The 15,979-nt window shown below is 30.4% G+C and carries 22 protein-coding genes; 5 read left to right on the top strand and 17 right to left on the bottom strand.

What is annotated here, in order from left to right; genetic code table 11:
* The 3 genes from ITB9_RS10535 to ITB9_RS10525 all read left to right on the top strand — a co-directional run.
* Positions 1-1,610: gliding motility-associated C-terminal domain-containing protein (locus tag ITB9_RS10535; protein ID WP_054852189.1), on the top strand; the 1,610-nt coding region annotated here is incomplete at its 5' end.
* Between the two features lie 52 nt (positions 1,611-1,662).
* Positions 1,663-2,607, top strand: a complete 945-nt coding sequence (locus ITB9_RS10530) for a type IX secretion system membrane protein PorP/SprF (protein WP_028290288.1) — start codon at positions 1,663-1,665, stop codon at positions 2,605-2,607.
* A gap of 18 nt (positions 2,608-2,625) precedes the next feature.
* Complete coding sequence (locus ITB9_RS10525; RefSeq protein ID WP_054852188.1) at positions 2,626-4,575, top strand: OmpA family protein; 1,950 nt, start codon at positions 2,626-2,628, stop codon at positions 4,573-4,575.
* 65 nt (positions 4,576-4,640) lie between these two features.
* Here the strand turns inward: ITB9_RS10525 and ITB9_RS10520 are convergent, their stop codons facing one another.
* Positions 4,641-5,339 (bottom strand): hypothetical protein, encoded by a 699-nt coding sequence (locus ITB9_RS10520; RefSeq protein WP_054852187.1) that lies wholly within the window; start codon positions 5,337-5,339, stop codon positions 4,641-4,643.
* Positions 5,340-5,630: 291 nt separating this feature from the next.
* Here ITB9_RS10520 and ITB9_RS10515 point away from each other — a divergent pair, with 291 nt between their 5' ends.
* On the top strand, positions 5,631-6,098 hold the full coding sequence (locus ITB9_RS10515; protein ID WP_054852186.1) for a CBS domain-containing protein: 468 nt from the start codon (positions 5,631-5,633) through the stop codon (positions 6,096-6,098).
* 2 nt (positions 6,099-6,100) lie between these two features.
* Here the strand turns inward: ITB9_RS10515 and ITB9_RS10510 are convergent, their stop codons facing one another.
* From ITB9_RS10510 to ITB9_RS10490, 5 genes are read right to left on the bottom strand one after another with little or no spacing between them, the layout of a single operon-like run.
* Positions 6,101-6,781, bottom strand: a complete 681-nt coding sequence (locus tag ITB9_RS10510; RefSeq protein WP_054852185.1) for a hypothetical protein — start codon at positions 6,779-6,781, stop codon at positions 6,101-6,103.
* Positions 6,782-6,836: 55 nt separating this feature from the next.
* Complete coding sequence (locus ITB9_RS10505; RefSeq protein ID WP_054852184.1) at positions 6,837-7,955, bottom strand: DUF2891 domain-containing protein; 1,119 nt, start codon at positions 7,953-7,955, stop codon at positions 6,837-6,839.
* Between the two features lie 4 nt (positions 7,956-7,959).
* Entirely contained in the window at positions 7,960-8,307 is a 348-nt protein-coding gene (locus ITB9_RS10500) for a hypothetical protein (RefSeq protein WP_028608154.1), read from the bottom strand.
* A complete protein-coding gene (locus tag ITB9_RS10495; protein WP_054852183.1) occupies positions 8,304-8,840 on the bottom strand; it encodes a GNAT family N-acetyltransferase in 537 nt (178 codons plus the stop codon). The genes ITB9_RS10500 and ITB9_RS10495 overlap by 4 nt, the downstream gene beginning before the upstream one ends.
* A 2-nt stretch (positions 8,841-8,842) precedes the next feature.
* A complete protein-coding gene (locus ITB9_RS10490) occupies positions 8,843-9,334 on the bottom strand; it encodes a DUF6265 family protein (protein WP_054852182.1) in 492 nt (163 codons plus the stop codon).
* A gap of 167 nt (positions 9,335-9,501) precedes the next feature.
* On the opposite strand from ITB9_RS10490, the gene ITB9_RS10485 reads away from it, so the two are divergent.
* Positions 9,502-9,834 carry a single-stranded DNA-binding protein gene (locus ITB9_RS10485; RefSeq protein WP_028608156.1) on the top strand — a complete coding sequence of 111 codons (333 nt, stop codon included), beginning with the start codon at positions 9,502-9,504 and terminating at the stop codon, positions 9,832-9,834.
* A 68-nt stretch (positions 9,835-9,902) separates the two neighbouring features.
* Here the strand turns inward: ITB9_RS10485 and ITB9_RS15635 are convergent, their stop codons facing one another.
* The 11 genes from ITB9_RS15635 to ITB9_RS10440 form a co-directional block, all read right to left on the bottom strand.
* Positions 9,903-10,043 (bottom strand): hypothetical protein, encoded by a 141-nt coding sequence (locus ITB9_RS15635; RefSeq protein ID WP_187294265.1) that lies wholly within the window; start codon positions 10,041-10,043, stop codon positions 9,903-9,905.
* Between the two features lie 12 nt (positions 10,044-10,055).
* Positions 10,056-10,268, bottom strand: a complete 213-nt coding sequence (locus ITB9_RS10480; protein ID WP_054852181.1) for a hypothetical protein — start codon at positions 10,266-10,268, stop codon at positions 10,056-10,058.
* A 23-nt stretch (positions 10,269-10,291) separates the two neighbouring features.
* Positions 10,292-10,750: a PA2169 family four-helix-bundle protein gene (locus tag ITB9_RS10475; RefSeq protein ID WP_028608157.1), complete on the bottom strand. Its 459-nt coding sequence runs from the start codon at positions 10,748-10,750 to the stop codon at positions 10,292-10,294.
* Positions 10,751-10,782: 32 nt separating this feature from the next.
* Entirely contained in the window at positions 10,783-11,253 is a 471-nt protein-coding gene (locus ITB9_RS10470) for an outer membrane beta-barrel protein (RefSeq protein ID WP_028290276.1), read from the bottom strand.
* Between the two features lie 53 nt (positions 11,254-11,306).
* The gene (locus ITB9_RS15485) at positions 11,307-11,459 is read right to left on the bottom strand and encodes a lmo0937 family membrane protein (RefSeq protein ID WP_116823882.1); all 153 of its coding nucleotides are present in this window, start codon (positions 11,457-11,459) and stop codon (positions 11,307-11,309) included.
* A gap of 27 nt (positions 11,460-11,486) precedes the next feature.
* Positions 11,487-11,927, bottom strand: coding sequence for a hypothetical protein (locus ITB9_RS10465; protein ID WP_054852180.1), 441 nt, complete (start codon positions 11,925-11,927; stop codon positions 11,487-11,489).
* Positions 11,928-11,939: 12 nt separating this feature from the next.
* Positions 11,940-12,518 (bottom strand): hypothetical protein, encoded by a 579-nt coding sequence (locus tag ITB9_RS10460; protein ID WP_054852179.1) that lies wholly within the window; start codon positions 12,516-12,518, stop codon positions 11,940-11,942.
* Positions 12,519-12,766: 248 nt separating this feature from the next.
* Positions 12,767-14,551: a CHASE3 domain-containing protein gene (locus tag ITB9_RS10455; RefSeq protein ID WP_054852178.1), complete on the bottom strand. Its 1,785-nt coding sequence runs from the start codon at positions 14,549-14,551 to the stop codon at positions 12,767-12,769.
* A gap of 3 nt (positions 14,552-14,554) precedes the next feature.
* A complete protein-coding gene (locus ITB9_RS10450; protein ID WP_054852177.1) occupies positions 14,555-15,001 on the bottom strand; it encodes a response regulator in 447 nt (148 codons plus the stop codon).
* Positions 15,002-15,005: 4 nt separating this feature from the next.
* Entirely contained in the window at positions 15,006-15,569 is a 564-nt protein-coding gene (locus tag ITB9_RS10445; RefSeq protein ID WP_028290271.1) for an AraC family transcriptional regulator, read from the bottom strand.
* Between the two features lie 58 nt (positions 15,570-15,627).
* Positions 15,628-15,978, bottom strand: a complete 351-nt coding sequence (locus ITB9_RS10440; protein ID WP_148638429.1) for a hypothetical protein — start codon at positions 15,976-15,978, stop codon at positions 15,628-15,630.
* Position 15,979: the final 1 nt, after the last annotated feature.

The raw sequence follows: 15,979 nt of genomic DNA, 5'->3' as shown, positions 1-15,979 counted from the left end.
CAGATCCGTGCGACTTTATCATTGCAGATGTAACAGGTAGTCAAGATGGTATTTGGTCAGACGCTGATTGTGATGGTGATGGTGTAACTAATGGAGATGAAATCTTAAGTGGTACAGACCCTAATGATGCTTGTGATTATTTGATTTCAATACAAGATGTTAATAATGTAAGTACTATGTGGCTGCTTATGGATTGTGATGGTGATGGTGTAACTAATGGAGACGAGATTTTAGACGGTACAAATCCTCAAGATTCATGTGACTATTTAGTCGCTAGTCAAGATTTAAGCATTGTGACGTCTTTATGGAATAATTCAGATTGTGATGGTGATGGTGTTATAAATGGTACAGAAATAATTGATGGAACTAATCCACTAGATCCATGTGATTTTGAACCAACAAGTCAAATAGGTTCAACTTCAGGAGATTGGTTGGTTGCAGACTGTGATGGTGATGGTGTAACTAACGAAGATGAATTGTTTGATGGTACTGATATAAACGATCCATGTGATTTTATTTTAGATAACCAAACAGTTTTGACATCTACAACTTGGAATATGCTTGATTGTGATGGTGATGGAGTTATAAACAATCAAGAAATATTAGACGGAACAGATCCATTAGATCCATGTGATTTTGATCCTGATAGTCAAAATATTGCCATAATTACAATGAATTTTGATGATTTAGATTGTGATGGAGATGGGGTTACAAATGGAGATGAAATAGATAATGGAACTAATCCTAATGATGCTTGTGATTTTGTATTAGAAAATCAAACAGAAACACCATCTACAGAATGGGATAATCTAGACTGTGATGGAGATGGAGTGATTAATTTAGATGAAGTTATAGATGGGACAAACCCACTAGATCCATGTAGTTTAATTGTATCCAGTCAAATAGTGACAACAAGTTCAATATTTAATGATTCCGATTGTGATGGAGATGGTGTTACAAATGGAGATGAGATTTTAGACGGTACTAATCCGTTTGATATCTGCGATTTTAATGTTAGCAGTCAAACTTCAGATTACACAGAAGAATGGGAAGATATTGATTGTGATGGAGATGGAGTAAATAACGGTCAAGAAATTGAAGATGGTACAGATCCAGCAAATGCATGTGATTATGATTATAATAGTCAAGATATTTCTATTGTCACAGATAATTGGTTAAATGCAGATTGTGATTGTGATGGCGAAGGTGATGGGTTTGTAAACGGAGATGAATTAGAAGATAGTAATGATAATGGAATACCAGATTATGCAGAGTGTAATAATGGAGAACCTTCAAATCCAAATGGTATTAATGTTTTTGATATTATGACACCAAATGGAGATGGACTTAACGATGTGTTTGTAATTAGTGGTATAGAACAATTTCCAACAAATACATTAAAGATTTATAACCGTTGGGGAGTTAAGGTATATGATGTAGACGGTTATGGATCTGAAGGAAGATTATTTAGAGGAACTTCTGAAGGACGAGTTACTGTTAAAAAAGACGAAAAACTTCCTGTAGGAACATATTATTACGTGTTGATCTATGTAAATAATTCAGGAGAGTCTATAGAGAAAGCTGGACCATTATACATTAACAGAAAATAAATTATCTAATATCAGTAACTCTTTAGAGTTACTGATTAAAATTCATACACAAATGAAAAACTATTTCATAATTATTTTAGGCTTACTAGGATTAGGATTTTATTCTAACCAAAGTTATGGTCAACAAGATGCTCAATACACCCAATACATGTATAACACTTTAAGTGTAAACCCTGCATATGCAGGATCAAGAGATGTATTAAGTTTTATTGGTTTGTATAGAACACAATGGGTTGGATTAGATGGTGCACCAGATACGTTTACAGCCTCATTGCATTCGCCAGTAGGTGAAAAGGTAGGATTAGGACTTAATATAACACAAGACGAGATTTTTATAACTAGCGAGACTTATATCGATTTGTCATTTAGTTATACCTTAAATTTAGGAGATGATTCTAAATTAGCTTTAGGAGTAAAAGGTGGAGGTCACTTTTTAAATATTGATACAAATAAACTAAACACAGGAGCTTTCAATCCTGGTGATTCAGAGTCAGAGATAAATATAGATAATAAGTTTTCACCTCAATTTGGTTTAGGCGTTTACTATTATACAGACAAGTTTTATTTAGGCTTGAGTGCACCAAATATATTAGAAACAGAACATTTTGATGAGAATGCAGCAAATAACAATTCTTTTGCTACAGCTACAGAGCGTGTTAATTTTTACATTATGGCAGGACGCACTTATGATTTAAATCCAGACTTAAAGTTTAAACCGTCAACATTAGTCAAGTTTGTAGATGGAGCACCATTACAAGTGGATTTGTCAGCTAATTTTTTAATAAAAGAGAAGTTAACATTAGGTGCTGCCTACCGTTGGAGTGCAGCATTAAGTGCTATGGCAGGATTTCAGGTTTCTGATCAGATAATGTTGGGAGTTGCTTATGATCGTGAGACAACAGAATTAAAACAGTATAATGATGGTTCTTATGAGGTGTTTTTAAGATTCGAATTATTTAAAAGAAATAACCGTATGATCTCTCCAAGATTCTTCTAATTCAAAAAAATAATTAACATGAAAAAAATAATTACAATAGTTATTAGCTTATTTTTTCTTTCAATAAATATTTTATTAGCCCAAGAGAAAAAGGCAGAAAAAGAAGGTAATAAAGAATTTGAAAATCTTGCATTTATAGAAGCTAGAGACTCTTATTTGAAAGCAGCTAATAATGGTTACAAATCCGATGAGTTATTAAAAAAATTAGGAGATTCTTATTATTTTAATGCCGACTATAAAAATGCTTCAAAGTGGTATGGTCAGTTATTTTACTCAGCAGATAGCATTCAGCCGGAATACATGTATCGCTATGCATTATCGTTAAAGAGTGATAAGCGTTATTTAGCTTCAGATGAAGTAATGGAAATGTTTTATGCAAGTAAAGGAGAAGACTATCGAGCTAATTTGTTTATAAACGAAAGAAATTACTTAGAGGAAATAGAGATGCAATCTGGTAGGTTTGAGATAATTAATGTGCCATTTAACTCTGCATTGTCAGACTTTGCACCTTCTTATTACCAAGGAAGTTTAATTTACTCATCAAACAGAGAAGAACGCGGAGCAACAAAACGTGTTCACGATTGGAATGAACAACCATTTTTGGAGCTTTATAAACTAAATAGTACAGAGGTTTTAAAGCCAACTAGTTCAAAGTTTAGTAGTAAAATTAATTCAATTTATCACGAGTCTACCGCTATCTTCACAAAAGATGCATTAACCATGTATTTTACTAGAAATAATTATACAAATGAAGATTATAAGCAGGATGATCAAGGCACAAACCGATTAAAGTTATACAGAGCAACACGAATAGACAGAGGTAGCACAGAATGGGATGTAGTTGAGTTACCGTTTAATAGTGATCAATACTCAGTAGCACATCCAGCACTTAGCCCTGATGAGAAGACCTTGTATTTTGCAAGTGACATGCCAGGAACAAAAGGATTGTCAGATTTATACAAAGTAGCTATAAAAGACAGTGTATTTGGACCAATAGAAAGTTTAGGTGATATTATAAATACAGAAGGAAGAGAAACTTTCCCTTTTGTAAGTGAGGATAATAAATTATACTTCTCTTCAGATGGACATGTAGGACTAGGCGGATTAGATGTTTTTGTATCAGAATTTAATGAAGATGAAACATTAGGAGACGTATTTAATTTAGGACGTCCAATAAATGGAACCGAAGATGATTTTACATTTATAATGGACAGTAAAACAGGTTTAGGTTATTTTGCTTCAAATAGAGAAGGTGGAGTAGGAGATGATGATATCTATAGTTTTAAGATGTACAAACCATTAATAAGTCGATGTCAACAAGCCATAACAGGCGTAGTGTTAGAAAAAAACAATGAGCTACCAATAGCAGAAGCAACGGTATATTTATTAGATGAAGAAAATAAAGTTATTGCAGAAAAATTATCAGGACCAGATGGTAGTTTTGAGTTTGATTTGGACTGTAGTCAAATTTATTCAATACGATCAACTAAAGCAAGTTATTCACCTGCAGAGAAGGTATTTAATACTCCAAGTAGAACAGGTACAGTAGAGAGAACATTACAAATGCGTCCATCCGAAGATATACCAGCTCCATTAGGAACAGATATTGCTCCTTTATTAGGAATAAATATTATTTACTTTGATTTAGATAAGTCATTTATCCGAAAAGATGCAGAGGTTGAGTTAAGAAAAGTAATAGACTTTATGAATGTGTATTCAAAAGTTAACATAGATGTACGTTCACACACAGATAGTCGTAATACTAGTGCTTACAATATAGATTTGTCAAACAGACGTGCAAAAGCAACAATAGACTATTTAGTAAATGTAGGAGGTATTAACAGGTCAAGATTAACAGGTGAAGGCTATGGAGAGACTCAATTACGAAACAGATGTAGTGATGGTGTAAAGTGTAGTGAGTCAGAACACCAATTAAACAGACGTAGTGAATTTATAATAGTCAAATAATTATGAAGTTTTAAATAAAAAAAGCTTCCAAATTTGGAAGGCTTTTTTATACTTTAAGCTAATGTTTAATTTTTAGTTTCGTTAGATTCTACAGGTTGCGACAATGCATTTTTAGCTATTAAAGCCATGTTAAATTGAGGTTCTATAGCTAACGCTTTATCTAAAATTGAAACTGCAGCTGCTTTATTAGTTTCTTTGTTTTCGTTAAATTTAATTAAAGCTTCTACATAATAAAAAGCTGCTTTTAAAGGTACTTTGTATGGTTGTTGTGTTTCGTAAAAAGTTTTTCCTTGATTATCCTTAACTGTTTTTAATCCTAAATCAACATATTTTTTTGCTTCTGTAAGATTTGTTAGATTTAAGTTTATTTCAGCTATTTCGTAAGCCACTTGAGCATTTTGGTATTTATCATGAAGTGCAACATAAAATGGAAGCGCAGCTTTTAGGTTACCAATAGTTTTTAATGCAACAGCTTTTACCTCTAAGGCAATATCAGAGTCGTTAGTTTTTTGTTCTATACCAATAGTATTAAGTGCTTGTGTAAACTTTCCATCATTAAGATAAATATAAGCTAAGGTATCTTTTCTTGCTTCAGATGGCTTTAAAACATTTAAATGTGTTAATGCATTAATAATCCCTTGAACGTCACCTTGCGCTTTCATTTGTTTATAATAGGCTTCGTAGTGAGAAGACAAAGCATCGTTATTTTGTGCTATTGCATTAAAGCTAATACTTAAAACAAGTATGTAAAATATGTTTTTCATTTTTATGATTTTAATTGGATCAAAATTATAAAAATATTTTGGTGTAAAATCTTAAAACATTAATAATTAATTATTTACTGAAACAGTAGTTTTTCTAGTTTCAAAAACGTTTTAAAATCATGATTTTAAAATAATATTTACACATTTATTTGTGGTTTAAAGAGAGTTGTTATTTATCAAAACATGATAATTTTAATTAAGGATAAGTATCTTGTTAATAATGATGTTATTAGTTTTTTTAGGATAACTAATTAAAAATCAGTAACTTTAAAATGGATAAAACAAACAACTATGGGAATTAAAAGTTTTGAAGGATCAAGAAAAGGACAACAACAAGTGATAAATAATCAATCTTTAAAAGTCAGTGATTATATGACTAAAGATTTAATTACCTTTAAAACCACGCAAAGTGTAGAAGAGGTTATTGATACTTTAATTAAACATAAAATTTCAGGTGGACCAGTCGTTAATGATAATTATGAGTTAATAGGTATTATATCCGAAGGCGATTGTATTAAGCAAATTAGCGAAAGTAGATATTATAATATGCCATCAGATAATAATAGTGTAGAAAAACACATGGTTAAAAATGTTGAAACTATTGATGGTAATCTTGATGTATTTGATGCAGCCAAAAAATTTTTAGACTCTAAACGTAGACGATTTCCAATAGTTAAAGACGGAAAATTAGTGGGTCAAATCAGTCAAAAAGATATCCTTAAAGCAGCTATGCAATTAAAAGGTCATAACTGGAAATAACATTAAACACGTCCATGTTTAGTTCTTAATGCATCTGGACTATCTGTAATTATAATTTTGTTTTTGTCTTTAGATGTCAACGACGCAATACTACTATAGTTGTAACCAGCAACAGGGTTTTCAAGCTTACTCCACTTAACTAGTCCAGCAACTGTTATACGTTCACCAACCTCTACAATAGCTTCTGTATAACGCAGTGATTTATTCATGCCAAAAATGCCTTCTGTTTCAATATTGTAAGATTCTAAAAGGGATCTAAATTTAGGTGAAGGATCATTAAAAGTACCACTATTAGCTTTGTTATCTATTACTAAGTAATCTTTATAGCTAGTAGGAAAAACAATTAGACGTTCACTTGATTGCTCGATAAAAAAATCTTGAATTTTAATCTCATTAACAACCGTTTTCCAATGCGAGTTTTTTCCATTGTTTACTTTTTTCTGGATAGTAATTTTATAAAATACACACTTACGTTTGCTTAGTGGTGCAATTAAAGGCGCATCAATATTTAAAGCTATACCTTCAATTTTAGCAAATTTGTTGTTTTGTAAACTTCCTATTTTGCTAAATGGCAATGCTTTTAATCGTCTTAAAATAATAGCTTTATGATTAAAAAAGTATATTAAAATGCCAATAGTTATGACAATACAAAGTATTACAATTATAATCATAGGTGGTTTCATAAAATTAAATTAATTTAAGGTTGTTAAAATATAAGTCTAACAACTTTAAAATACGTTACATGTTTTGCTGTCCTGTTTGTAAAGCATATAAGGCAAAAGAAGCTAACCAATGGGCTCCAGCATACTCACCAGAATCCATTTTAGAATAACTTGCATTAAAATGAGTATTAGCCAATGTCAACATTTTTTTGTTATTTAATGTTTGTCCTATTTGGTTTAAACACCAAGCACGACTAAAATTTAAACCATCCAAATGTGCCATTTTCCCATCTGTTTTATCAACAACTTCAACAGTACTTATATAGTTTGATGGTTGATCCCTAAAACCAGGCAAAAATTGGTCTAACCATGAAATATAGTCTGTTTTTGGTAGCACCTTAGCCATTAAAGAAGCTTCTTGTAAACAAGGTGATAAAAAGTCAAAACCACCAGGTTCCCAAGTAATAGGGCAACCCTTATCTTTTAAGTAAAATAATTTAGCCTGTTTAATTATAACTTGCTTCAATTTAGGGCTATATTTTTTAGCATAATCCAACGCAAAACTCATCCCAAAAGCAGTATTTGGATGTTCACCAACACGAATAGGGTAATTTAATTTATTAAAAAAATCAATGCATTTTTCTTCAATAAGTTGTGTTAATGGTTCTAGATTTTTGGCTAGAGTAGTACCTTCAGTAGTATTCCAATCTTTAAGACTTTCAGATAATTTAAGTAACCAAGCCCAACCGTAAGTACGTTCAAAAGTTTTGTTGTACTGATCATCAAAATATTCAATTTCTTTTAAAATATTAGACTCGGTAATACTTGTTTTAAGTTTTTTTAAAACGTCCTCGCGATGCTTAAACTCTGGAAACGATTTTAAAATATTTACCAAAGTCCAATGACCATGTACAGAGCTGTGCCAATCAAAGCAACCATAAAAAGCAGGATGTAACGCTTGAGGTGTTTTTAAATAACTACCATCACCAAGTACCTGATTAAGTTTGTTAGGATACTCTTGATCCACACAATTGTATGCAAAAGTGTATAAATAATTCGCTTTTTTTCCGTCAAGCGGAATAGGAGCCACTTGGATTGCAATGGTATCTTTTTTTACCGAAGCTTTGCCACTAGACTTGGTGTTTTTTGTACAACCCAAACTTAAGCCTATTAGTAGTAAATAAAAATATTTCATAATATTATTGTCGTTTTACAAGTGCATAAAAATCGTTATCCAAAGGTAAATATCCTTGGTCGTAAACAAAGTAATATATTGTACCAGCTTTTGTAGTGTAAATGCTTGTAAAATAATTAAAATCAAAACCTTTGGATTCTAATTTAGTCTTAGTTGTTTTGGTTTTTTGTTCAGGATTTAGACTTTCTAAAATTCGCCAATTTTTACGTAAGCGGTTATTAATATTTCTAATTAAGTTTTTTCCGTCTTTATTAACTTTATTGTTAAAGCTGTTGCGACAACCATCACTACAAAACTTTTTATCTATTCGACCAACTATTTTGTCTCCACATTCAGGACAAGTTTTATTCATAAATTAGGGTTTTTTAAGGCGTACCAACGTAAGTTTAATTGTTCTTGTTTAAAATAAAAGTCTTCAATATAATTTAAACCTATTTTTAAAAGCGCGTTATGTGACGCTTGATTGTAAACTTCAGTAGTTGCAAAAATTTCAGATAATTTCATAGTGTTAAAAGCATAATCTAGACTAGCTTTTCCAGACTCTGTAGCATAACCTTTGTTCCAAAAGCGCTCAATTAATCTGTAGCCAATGTCATAATACCTGGTAAAACCATTCATGTTATATTCTGTATTTAATCGTATGCCAGACCAACCTACAAAGTCTCCAGAAGCTTTTTCTATAACAGCAAATCTTCCAATACCACGATTTTGATATTGTTGTAAAATACTATCTAAAATTATTTTAGATTCTGCTTTTGTTTTAATAGGTTTATTACCTAAATATTTATGGACATTTGGGTTAGAATCTAACTCAAACATACCTTCTAAATCACTACTTCTAAGTTCGCGAAGCAGTAATCTTTCAGTTTCAATATTAATATTCATGTTTACTTTTTGTAGTTAAATTTAATCTCTTCAGTATTTCCGTTATCCTCTACAACTACATAAATATTGATTTCAGAATCACTTATTTTTTCAAAAGTAAACTGATCAAAATACACTCTGTTATCTTCAATTTTGACCAATTTAGCATCAACAGTTTCGTCCTTTTCTTCCCAACCCTTAAAATCATTACCAAAATGTTTTAACTGAAAAATTAATGTGTTATCTACTTCTCTTATTCCACCAAGTTCATAAAAAACAACTTTTCCATTACTAACTAATTTAAAACTAAACATCATAGAGTAACCAAGTGGTGGACTCCAGATTTCTTCTGTAATTCCGCCAAAAGCTTCACCTTTCCAGTGACCTTGGATCCAAGAAACTTGTGATAAATTGGCTTTAGGTGAAGATATAGTCTCATCAAATTTTATAGTATTATTCTGTGCAAAGCTTGTTAAATAAATAACTAATGCTAATAGTGTAAGTGATTGTTTCATAGCACGCTGGTTTAAGTTTTAAAGATACACTATTTCCGTTTACAAACGACAACAAACGTTTACAATCGACATTAAATGCGTAACAACCGACTAAAAGTTGGTTAATAAATCATCTTTGCAGTGTTGAATAGAACTAATGACATTCAATAATATAAAAAACTTATCTTATGAATACGTTAAGAAACAAAGTACAATTAATTGGAAATCTTGGACAAGATCCTGAAATTATTAATTTAGAATCTGGTAAAAAATTAGCTCGATTTACATTAGCTACAAACGAAAGTTATAAAAACTCTAAAGGCGAAAAAATTACAGATACACAATGGCATCAAGTTGTAGCTTGGGGAAAAACTGCTGATATTGTAGAAAAGTATGTTTTAAAAGGAAAGGAAATTGCTGTAGAGGGAAAGCTTACGACTAGAAGATGGGAAGATAAAGATGGTATGAAGCGTTATACTACCGAAGTGGTTTGCAATGAGTTGTTAATGCTTGGAAAGTAGACAGTACTTTATAAAAATAAAAAGGCTCGCAAATAATTGCGAGCCTTTTTTGTGTAAAAAAATTGTAATTAATCAACCGCATCTTCAACATCATCTGCAGCGCTCTCTACAGCGTCTTCTACTTTTTTTCCTGTGGTTTCTTCTCTACATCCTGTTAACGTAATTGCTAAACAGAACATAATAATACCTGTATATGCTATTTTTCTCATGGTTTTTTGGTTTTAAGATTTGTCTTTAATTTTAATTTCGTCGTCAGTAATTTTAACTTTTTTAGTTTCGGTTTCCAACTTTACTTTATCGTCTTTAACTTGTATTTTTGCACCATCATCTTTCATGTCTTGTATAACTTCTTTTTTGTTGTTATCTTCTCTACAAGCAATAAAAGTAGTGGTTAAAACGGTTAAGGCTAAAACTGTAAATATTATCTTTTTCATAGTAATTTTTATTAAGTTTTAGATTAGCCTATGATGTCTTCTAGTCTTTTAACAGTGTTTAGAGCTGATTTTACAGTGGTTAATTGTGATTGTACGATAGTCTGAATTTCTGTATCAGTATTAAAATTTTTTAATTGGTCTTCATATTCTTTAATACTAGCTTTTTCACCTCTAATGCATTCTTCCATTAAAGCTTCATCTGTATCTGCAGATAATGTAGATTTAATATTAATCCAACCTCTGTGTAAATCTCCTTTGATTGTTCCAGATGCTTTAGGCTCTGCGTTATGTTTTCTAATTTGATAATCTAGTTCTGTAGCAAAAGTGTTACGTTGTAATGCTTTTTGTTGTAACCAGTTTTTTAATGGTTCGTTATCTGTTTTAGTCATAACTTGTTTATAACCTGCTTCTGCATCGTAATTTTTTTGTAATAAATCTTGTAATGAGCTTACTACTTCTTGGTTTGATTGTGTCGTTTTCATAGTGTGTTTTTTAGTGGTTTGTAATTGTTTTTTTAGAATCTGTAACGTATACCTAATGCAATGTCAAAATCGACATCGTCACTGTAATCGTCATCAAATCCAATTTCTGGTCTAAAATCTAGAGATAGTTGCAAAGGGATATCAAAATTATATTCGATACCAATATCACCTGCAAGTAAAGCAAATGTTCCGTCAACTTCATTGGCATCATAAGATCCAAATCCTGCTCCAGCACCAACGTACCAGTTAAAATTATTGTCAATTGGCATAACCCATTGGTAAAGTCCCACGATTTTAACTACGTCAAAATTATTTGAGTCTCTCCAACCTAGGTCAAACTCTAGTCTATTGTTATCGTTAAGATGTCTTTGGTAAGATATTTCGGCTCCAAGTCCATCATTATCACCTAATCTTAATCCTAGTGCATTTTTTGAAATGTCTTGTGCATTTACGCTAAATGCTGTAATGGTAATAGCTACAATTGATAATATTAATCTTTTCATGTTGGGTTTTAGTTTGTTTATTTTGTTTTTGTTGATGTTATGAGTCTAAATAATTAGACGCCTTTTCCTCCAATTAATCTTAATAATATTGCAATTACTGCAATGACTAATAATATGTGTATTAATCCACTTGCGCTGTAGACAAAAAATCCTAATGCCCAACCTATTACAAGTATTACTGCTATAATATAAAGTAGTCCTCTCATGGTGTTTTGTTTTTTATTGGTTAATAATTATTTGGTTGTTTTAAATGATTCGATAATCTTAGATTTTGGTACTTCTAGATTACCCATAAGTTTTACCATTTGTTTTGCTTGGTTTAATGTTTTTGATACTCCTGTAGCGTAACCACGATCTGTAACAACTCCCCAAGTATAAATACGCTCTCTTCCTTTGGCGTTACTTAAGTTGATGTTTGAAATCTTTTTCTCAATAATTTGAGACGATTTAGTTACCATTGCTATTTGTTGATTAGCTTCAGATAAATTATCTGCTGTACCAGTAAATACTCCTGATGTTGTTTTTACTGTCCATTGGTAAACTTGTTGTTTCACTTTGTTGTCAATAACCTCTGTTGGGTTGCTGTCAAAAAGTTGACTGTCTATGATGTCAAGTTCTGCTGCACTTGATAATGTTATAGTTGTTGCAAATAGTAAGGTGAATATAGTTTTCATAATATGTTTTTTTTAACTGTTAGTATTCAGGTTATTTAATATGTTATCAGCTTTATTCAAGCTTTTATTGATTTTAGAGTCTGTTTCTGACAAAATGTTTTGAAAGTCTTTGCTATTAGTTGTTTTTGACAGTTTTTCTAGCAAATACAATTGATTATCAATTTTAGCTCTAAGCTTTTTTAATGTTTGTATTTTGTAATTCAAATTATCTTGATCAATGGTTTGTTGCATTGTAACCTCAGTATAATTTGGTATTGAAATTAGTTTGTCACTTGCAACTTCGCTAAATTCTTTTGCAATGTTAATGTGAGTCTTTTCAATGGTTTTAACTAAGTCTGCAATACTATCTTTTGTAATTATTTGTTGTAAGGTTTTACTAAGTTTAATAACTTCATGATTATCTTTAGATAGCATTAATAAAAGCTTAGCTTCGTTTTTATTATTTGTTATTGATTTATTTTTTTGTTCTTGCTCTTGCTTTTCTTTATCCTTATTTTTAATTAATTCGTCACAAGAATTAAAACTTAAACCTATTGTTGTAATTACTAACAAGATTACAATTGTAAATCTTCTAGTTTTTAAATATTTCATTGTAAATAATTTGATGTTACAAAGATGCAACCGTTACTAAACTTTTGTGTTACATCATTTTTTGTATTGTTTATAGAATTTTCATACCTGTTTTAGTTTCTATTTAAATACAATGCAAAGTTGCGACATAACTACAGGTTTTGTGTTACATCATTTTTTTGTTTAGTTATATGATTTCTACTTAAGGAAAGTTTTTTGTATAAAAAAACCTTACGATAGTAAGGTTTTAGAAGTGTATTTGTATTTATTTAATCTATTGGTAAGTAAATTATAAAGGTTGCACCTATACCAGGTTTGCCTTTAGCAATTATATGTCCTTTATGATTTTCTATTATTTTTTTACATATAGATAATCCAATACCTGTTCCTGAATACTCGTCCTTGTTATGTAACCTGCTAAATAAAACAAATATTTGATCTGCGTACTCGTTATCAAATCCAATCCCATTATCTGTAAAAGTTATTTTATGATAAAAAGGTTTGGTTGGTTTTGTAATTTGAGGATCGTTATCTGCTTCTATTACTTGATGTGTAATATTAATTACAGGAGATCTTTTTTCTGACTTATATTTTATTGCATTACCAAGAAGGTTGACAAATAACTGCTGTATTTGAAATGGTATTACTGTCATGGAAGGAAATGCGTCTGAAGTAATAACTGCATCTTCGGCTGAAATGACTTCTGCCAAATCTTGTTTAGCTGCTTCTAGCAGTAAGTTTATATTAGACTCTTCAAATACTTTGTCTGCTTTATTAGACCTTGAAAACTGAAGTAAATCGTCTATTAATAATCGCATTCTAGTGGCTGCGTTTTGTATACGATCTATGTATCTAGTACCACGTTCTGATAATTTTTCGGCTTCTTCATCTTCTAGTCTAGATAAAAAAGTTTGAATTTTTCTTAATGGTTCTTGTAAATCATGACTAGCAACATAGTTAAAGGATGACAATTCTTGATTGTTTCTTTCTAACTCAAGGTTACGTTCTTCTAATGCTCTAAAACTTATTATTTCGTCTGTAATATCTGCTGTTGTACCAAGTAAAACGGTTTCTTCTTCATCATTTATTATAGATTTACCGTAGGCCTTAAGGTGTTTAATATTTCCGTTTTTATGTACTACACGATAATATATATAGGGAAGTTCGACATTTTTTTTCATGTCTTCTACCTGTTGACTTAACTGTTCTACATCTTCTGGATGTACATATTGCATGAAATTTTGGATGGTAGGCTCAAAAGATTGTGGTTGTTCACCTAATAATCTATATAAGTTGTCAGAAAATGTAAATACGTCATTATTTTGATCCCAAGTCCAACTACCATGTTTACTTACTATTTCTGATTGATTAGTCGATTCTTTAAAAATTTCTAGTTCTTCGTTAGTAATTTTAAGACGTTTAATGTTTTTGTAAATGCTATTATAAGCTAAATACATTAATATTAACGAACAAAGTAATAATGAAAACAATAGTAATGGTGTTGCCATAAGGTCGCTTCTGTACTCATCACTACGTTTGTTAAGTAGGTTGTTTTGTAATTTTATAACACCTTTAATTTGGTCTCTAATACTATCCATTAAAGTTTTACCATTCCTAAAATTAGATATAAAGTTAGGGTCTTCAATGTCATTTTTTGGTAAAGATCTATAGGATGTTTTAAAAGCTATAAGTCGTTTATTAATTAATGTATTAACATCAATTAATTTAGATTTTAATTGAGGTGTTTTTTTTGTTAACACCTTAAGTTCTGCAAAACTATTATTAATGCGGTTTCTTGCAGAAAGGTATGGCTCTAAAAAGACAGAGTCGTTAGTTATGATATAACCACGTTGTCCGGTTTCGGCATCTTTTAGGTAAGATAAAATCTGTTCTAGTTCTACATTGACTTTGTAAGTGTGAGTGATCATCTCTGATGATTTTGTAACCTCAGTAACACTTCTGTAAGTTAGCGCACCTACAACTAATATTACTAGTGCACTTATGTACAACATAGCTCTTAAAAAAGAGATATTATTTGATAGTGTTTTTATCATAGGTTAAAGACGTAGCAAAAAGTTATCTTTATTCATGTTGTTAGTGTGATATTGCCAGTTGATAGTGACTACTTCAGACAATACTTTTTTTAATTTTTTAAAGCTACTTGGTTTTTTTATATAGATGTTAGCACCTTGTACAAAGGTATTTTCAATATCTTCTTCTGACGCAGAGGTTGAGTATATTGCAATTGCTATATCTTTAAACTTAGGATCTTGCTTGATTTCTTGAAGACATTCTAAACCAGATTTTCTTGGCATGTTTAAATCTAAAAATAACACATTTGGTAGCGTTGCTTCAGAGCTGTTAAGGTAATCCATTAAGTACACACCATCATTAAAGGTTTGTACTTTTGTAGTCATTTTTAAATCCTCAAAAGCATCAGTAAAAAACATTCTGTCGTCCTCATCATCATCTGCTAATATTATATTAATATAGTCTTCTTGCATACTATTAATTATTTTGTTGGTTTAAATCTCTTCGTTTTGCAATAATACGCTGAAAAGCTGTTGGTGTTATACCTGTGGTATTTTTAAACTGCGTGCTTAAGTGTGCTACGCTAGAGTAGTTAAGTTTAAAAGCTATTTCGGTTAAACTTAAATCTTGTTTGATAACTAGTTGTTTAGCGTATTCTATTTTTTGAATAATGATAAAGTTTTCTATGGAAGTATAAGTGACTTCAGAAAATAAATTAGATAAATATCCATAACTGTGTCCTAAAGCTTCAGATAGATATACAGAGCTTTTTACGTTTACAACTGTATCTTCATTAAAAACCATATCTGTAATAGTGTCTTTAATTTTTTGAACTAAAATGCTTTTTTGATTTTCAACAATTTCAATGTTAAATGTATCTAATTCATTTTGTAAATCTTGTTGTTTTTCAGGAGTGATTTTTTCTAGTACTTCAATTTCTCCAAAACCTACATTTTTGTACTTAATATTATTGTTATTAAGTACTTGCTCTAAAACGGTTTGGCAAATGGCATTAAAATCAAATTTAAAAAATAATGTCATAATTAATCTTTAGTTGCAAAATAAAGATAATACTTAAGTATTAACTAATTAATTAAGATTACTTTTTAGTAATAATATCAATAATTTTTACTGTATTAGCAATTGTGTATTTTGTTAAATCTTTGTGTGCTGTTTGGTCCAAAATATAAATGTTTGAAGGGCTATTTATACTTACATTTTTGGTTTTGTTATTTATTTTAAAATGTGGCACTTTGACTTTAATGTCAAAGTAGCTATCACCAATTTTTAAATCTGTACTGTTATTATAAGCAGTATTTTGACTATTAATACTATTGTCGCTAATAGGTTTTAGTTTACTTACAATTTGTACATCATTATTTGTAGACATTATTATTAAAGGCGTCACACAAATTAAGGTAATTAGAAGTAATATTTTATTAGGTTTCATA

The sequence above is a fragment of the Olleya sp. ITB9 genome (assembly GCF_001315805.1).
GTDB lineage: Bacteria > Bacteroidota > Bacteroidia > Flavobacteriales > Flavobacteriaceae > Olleya > Olleya sediminilitoris.
Note: the sequence above shows the minus strand (reverse complement) of the source record. Positions and strands in the feature narration are given on the sequence as shown.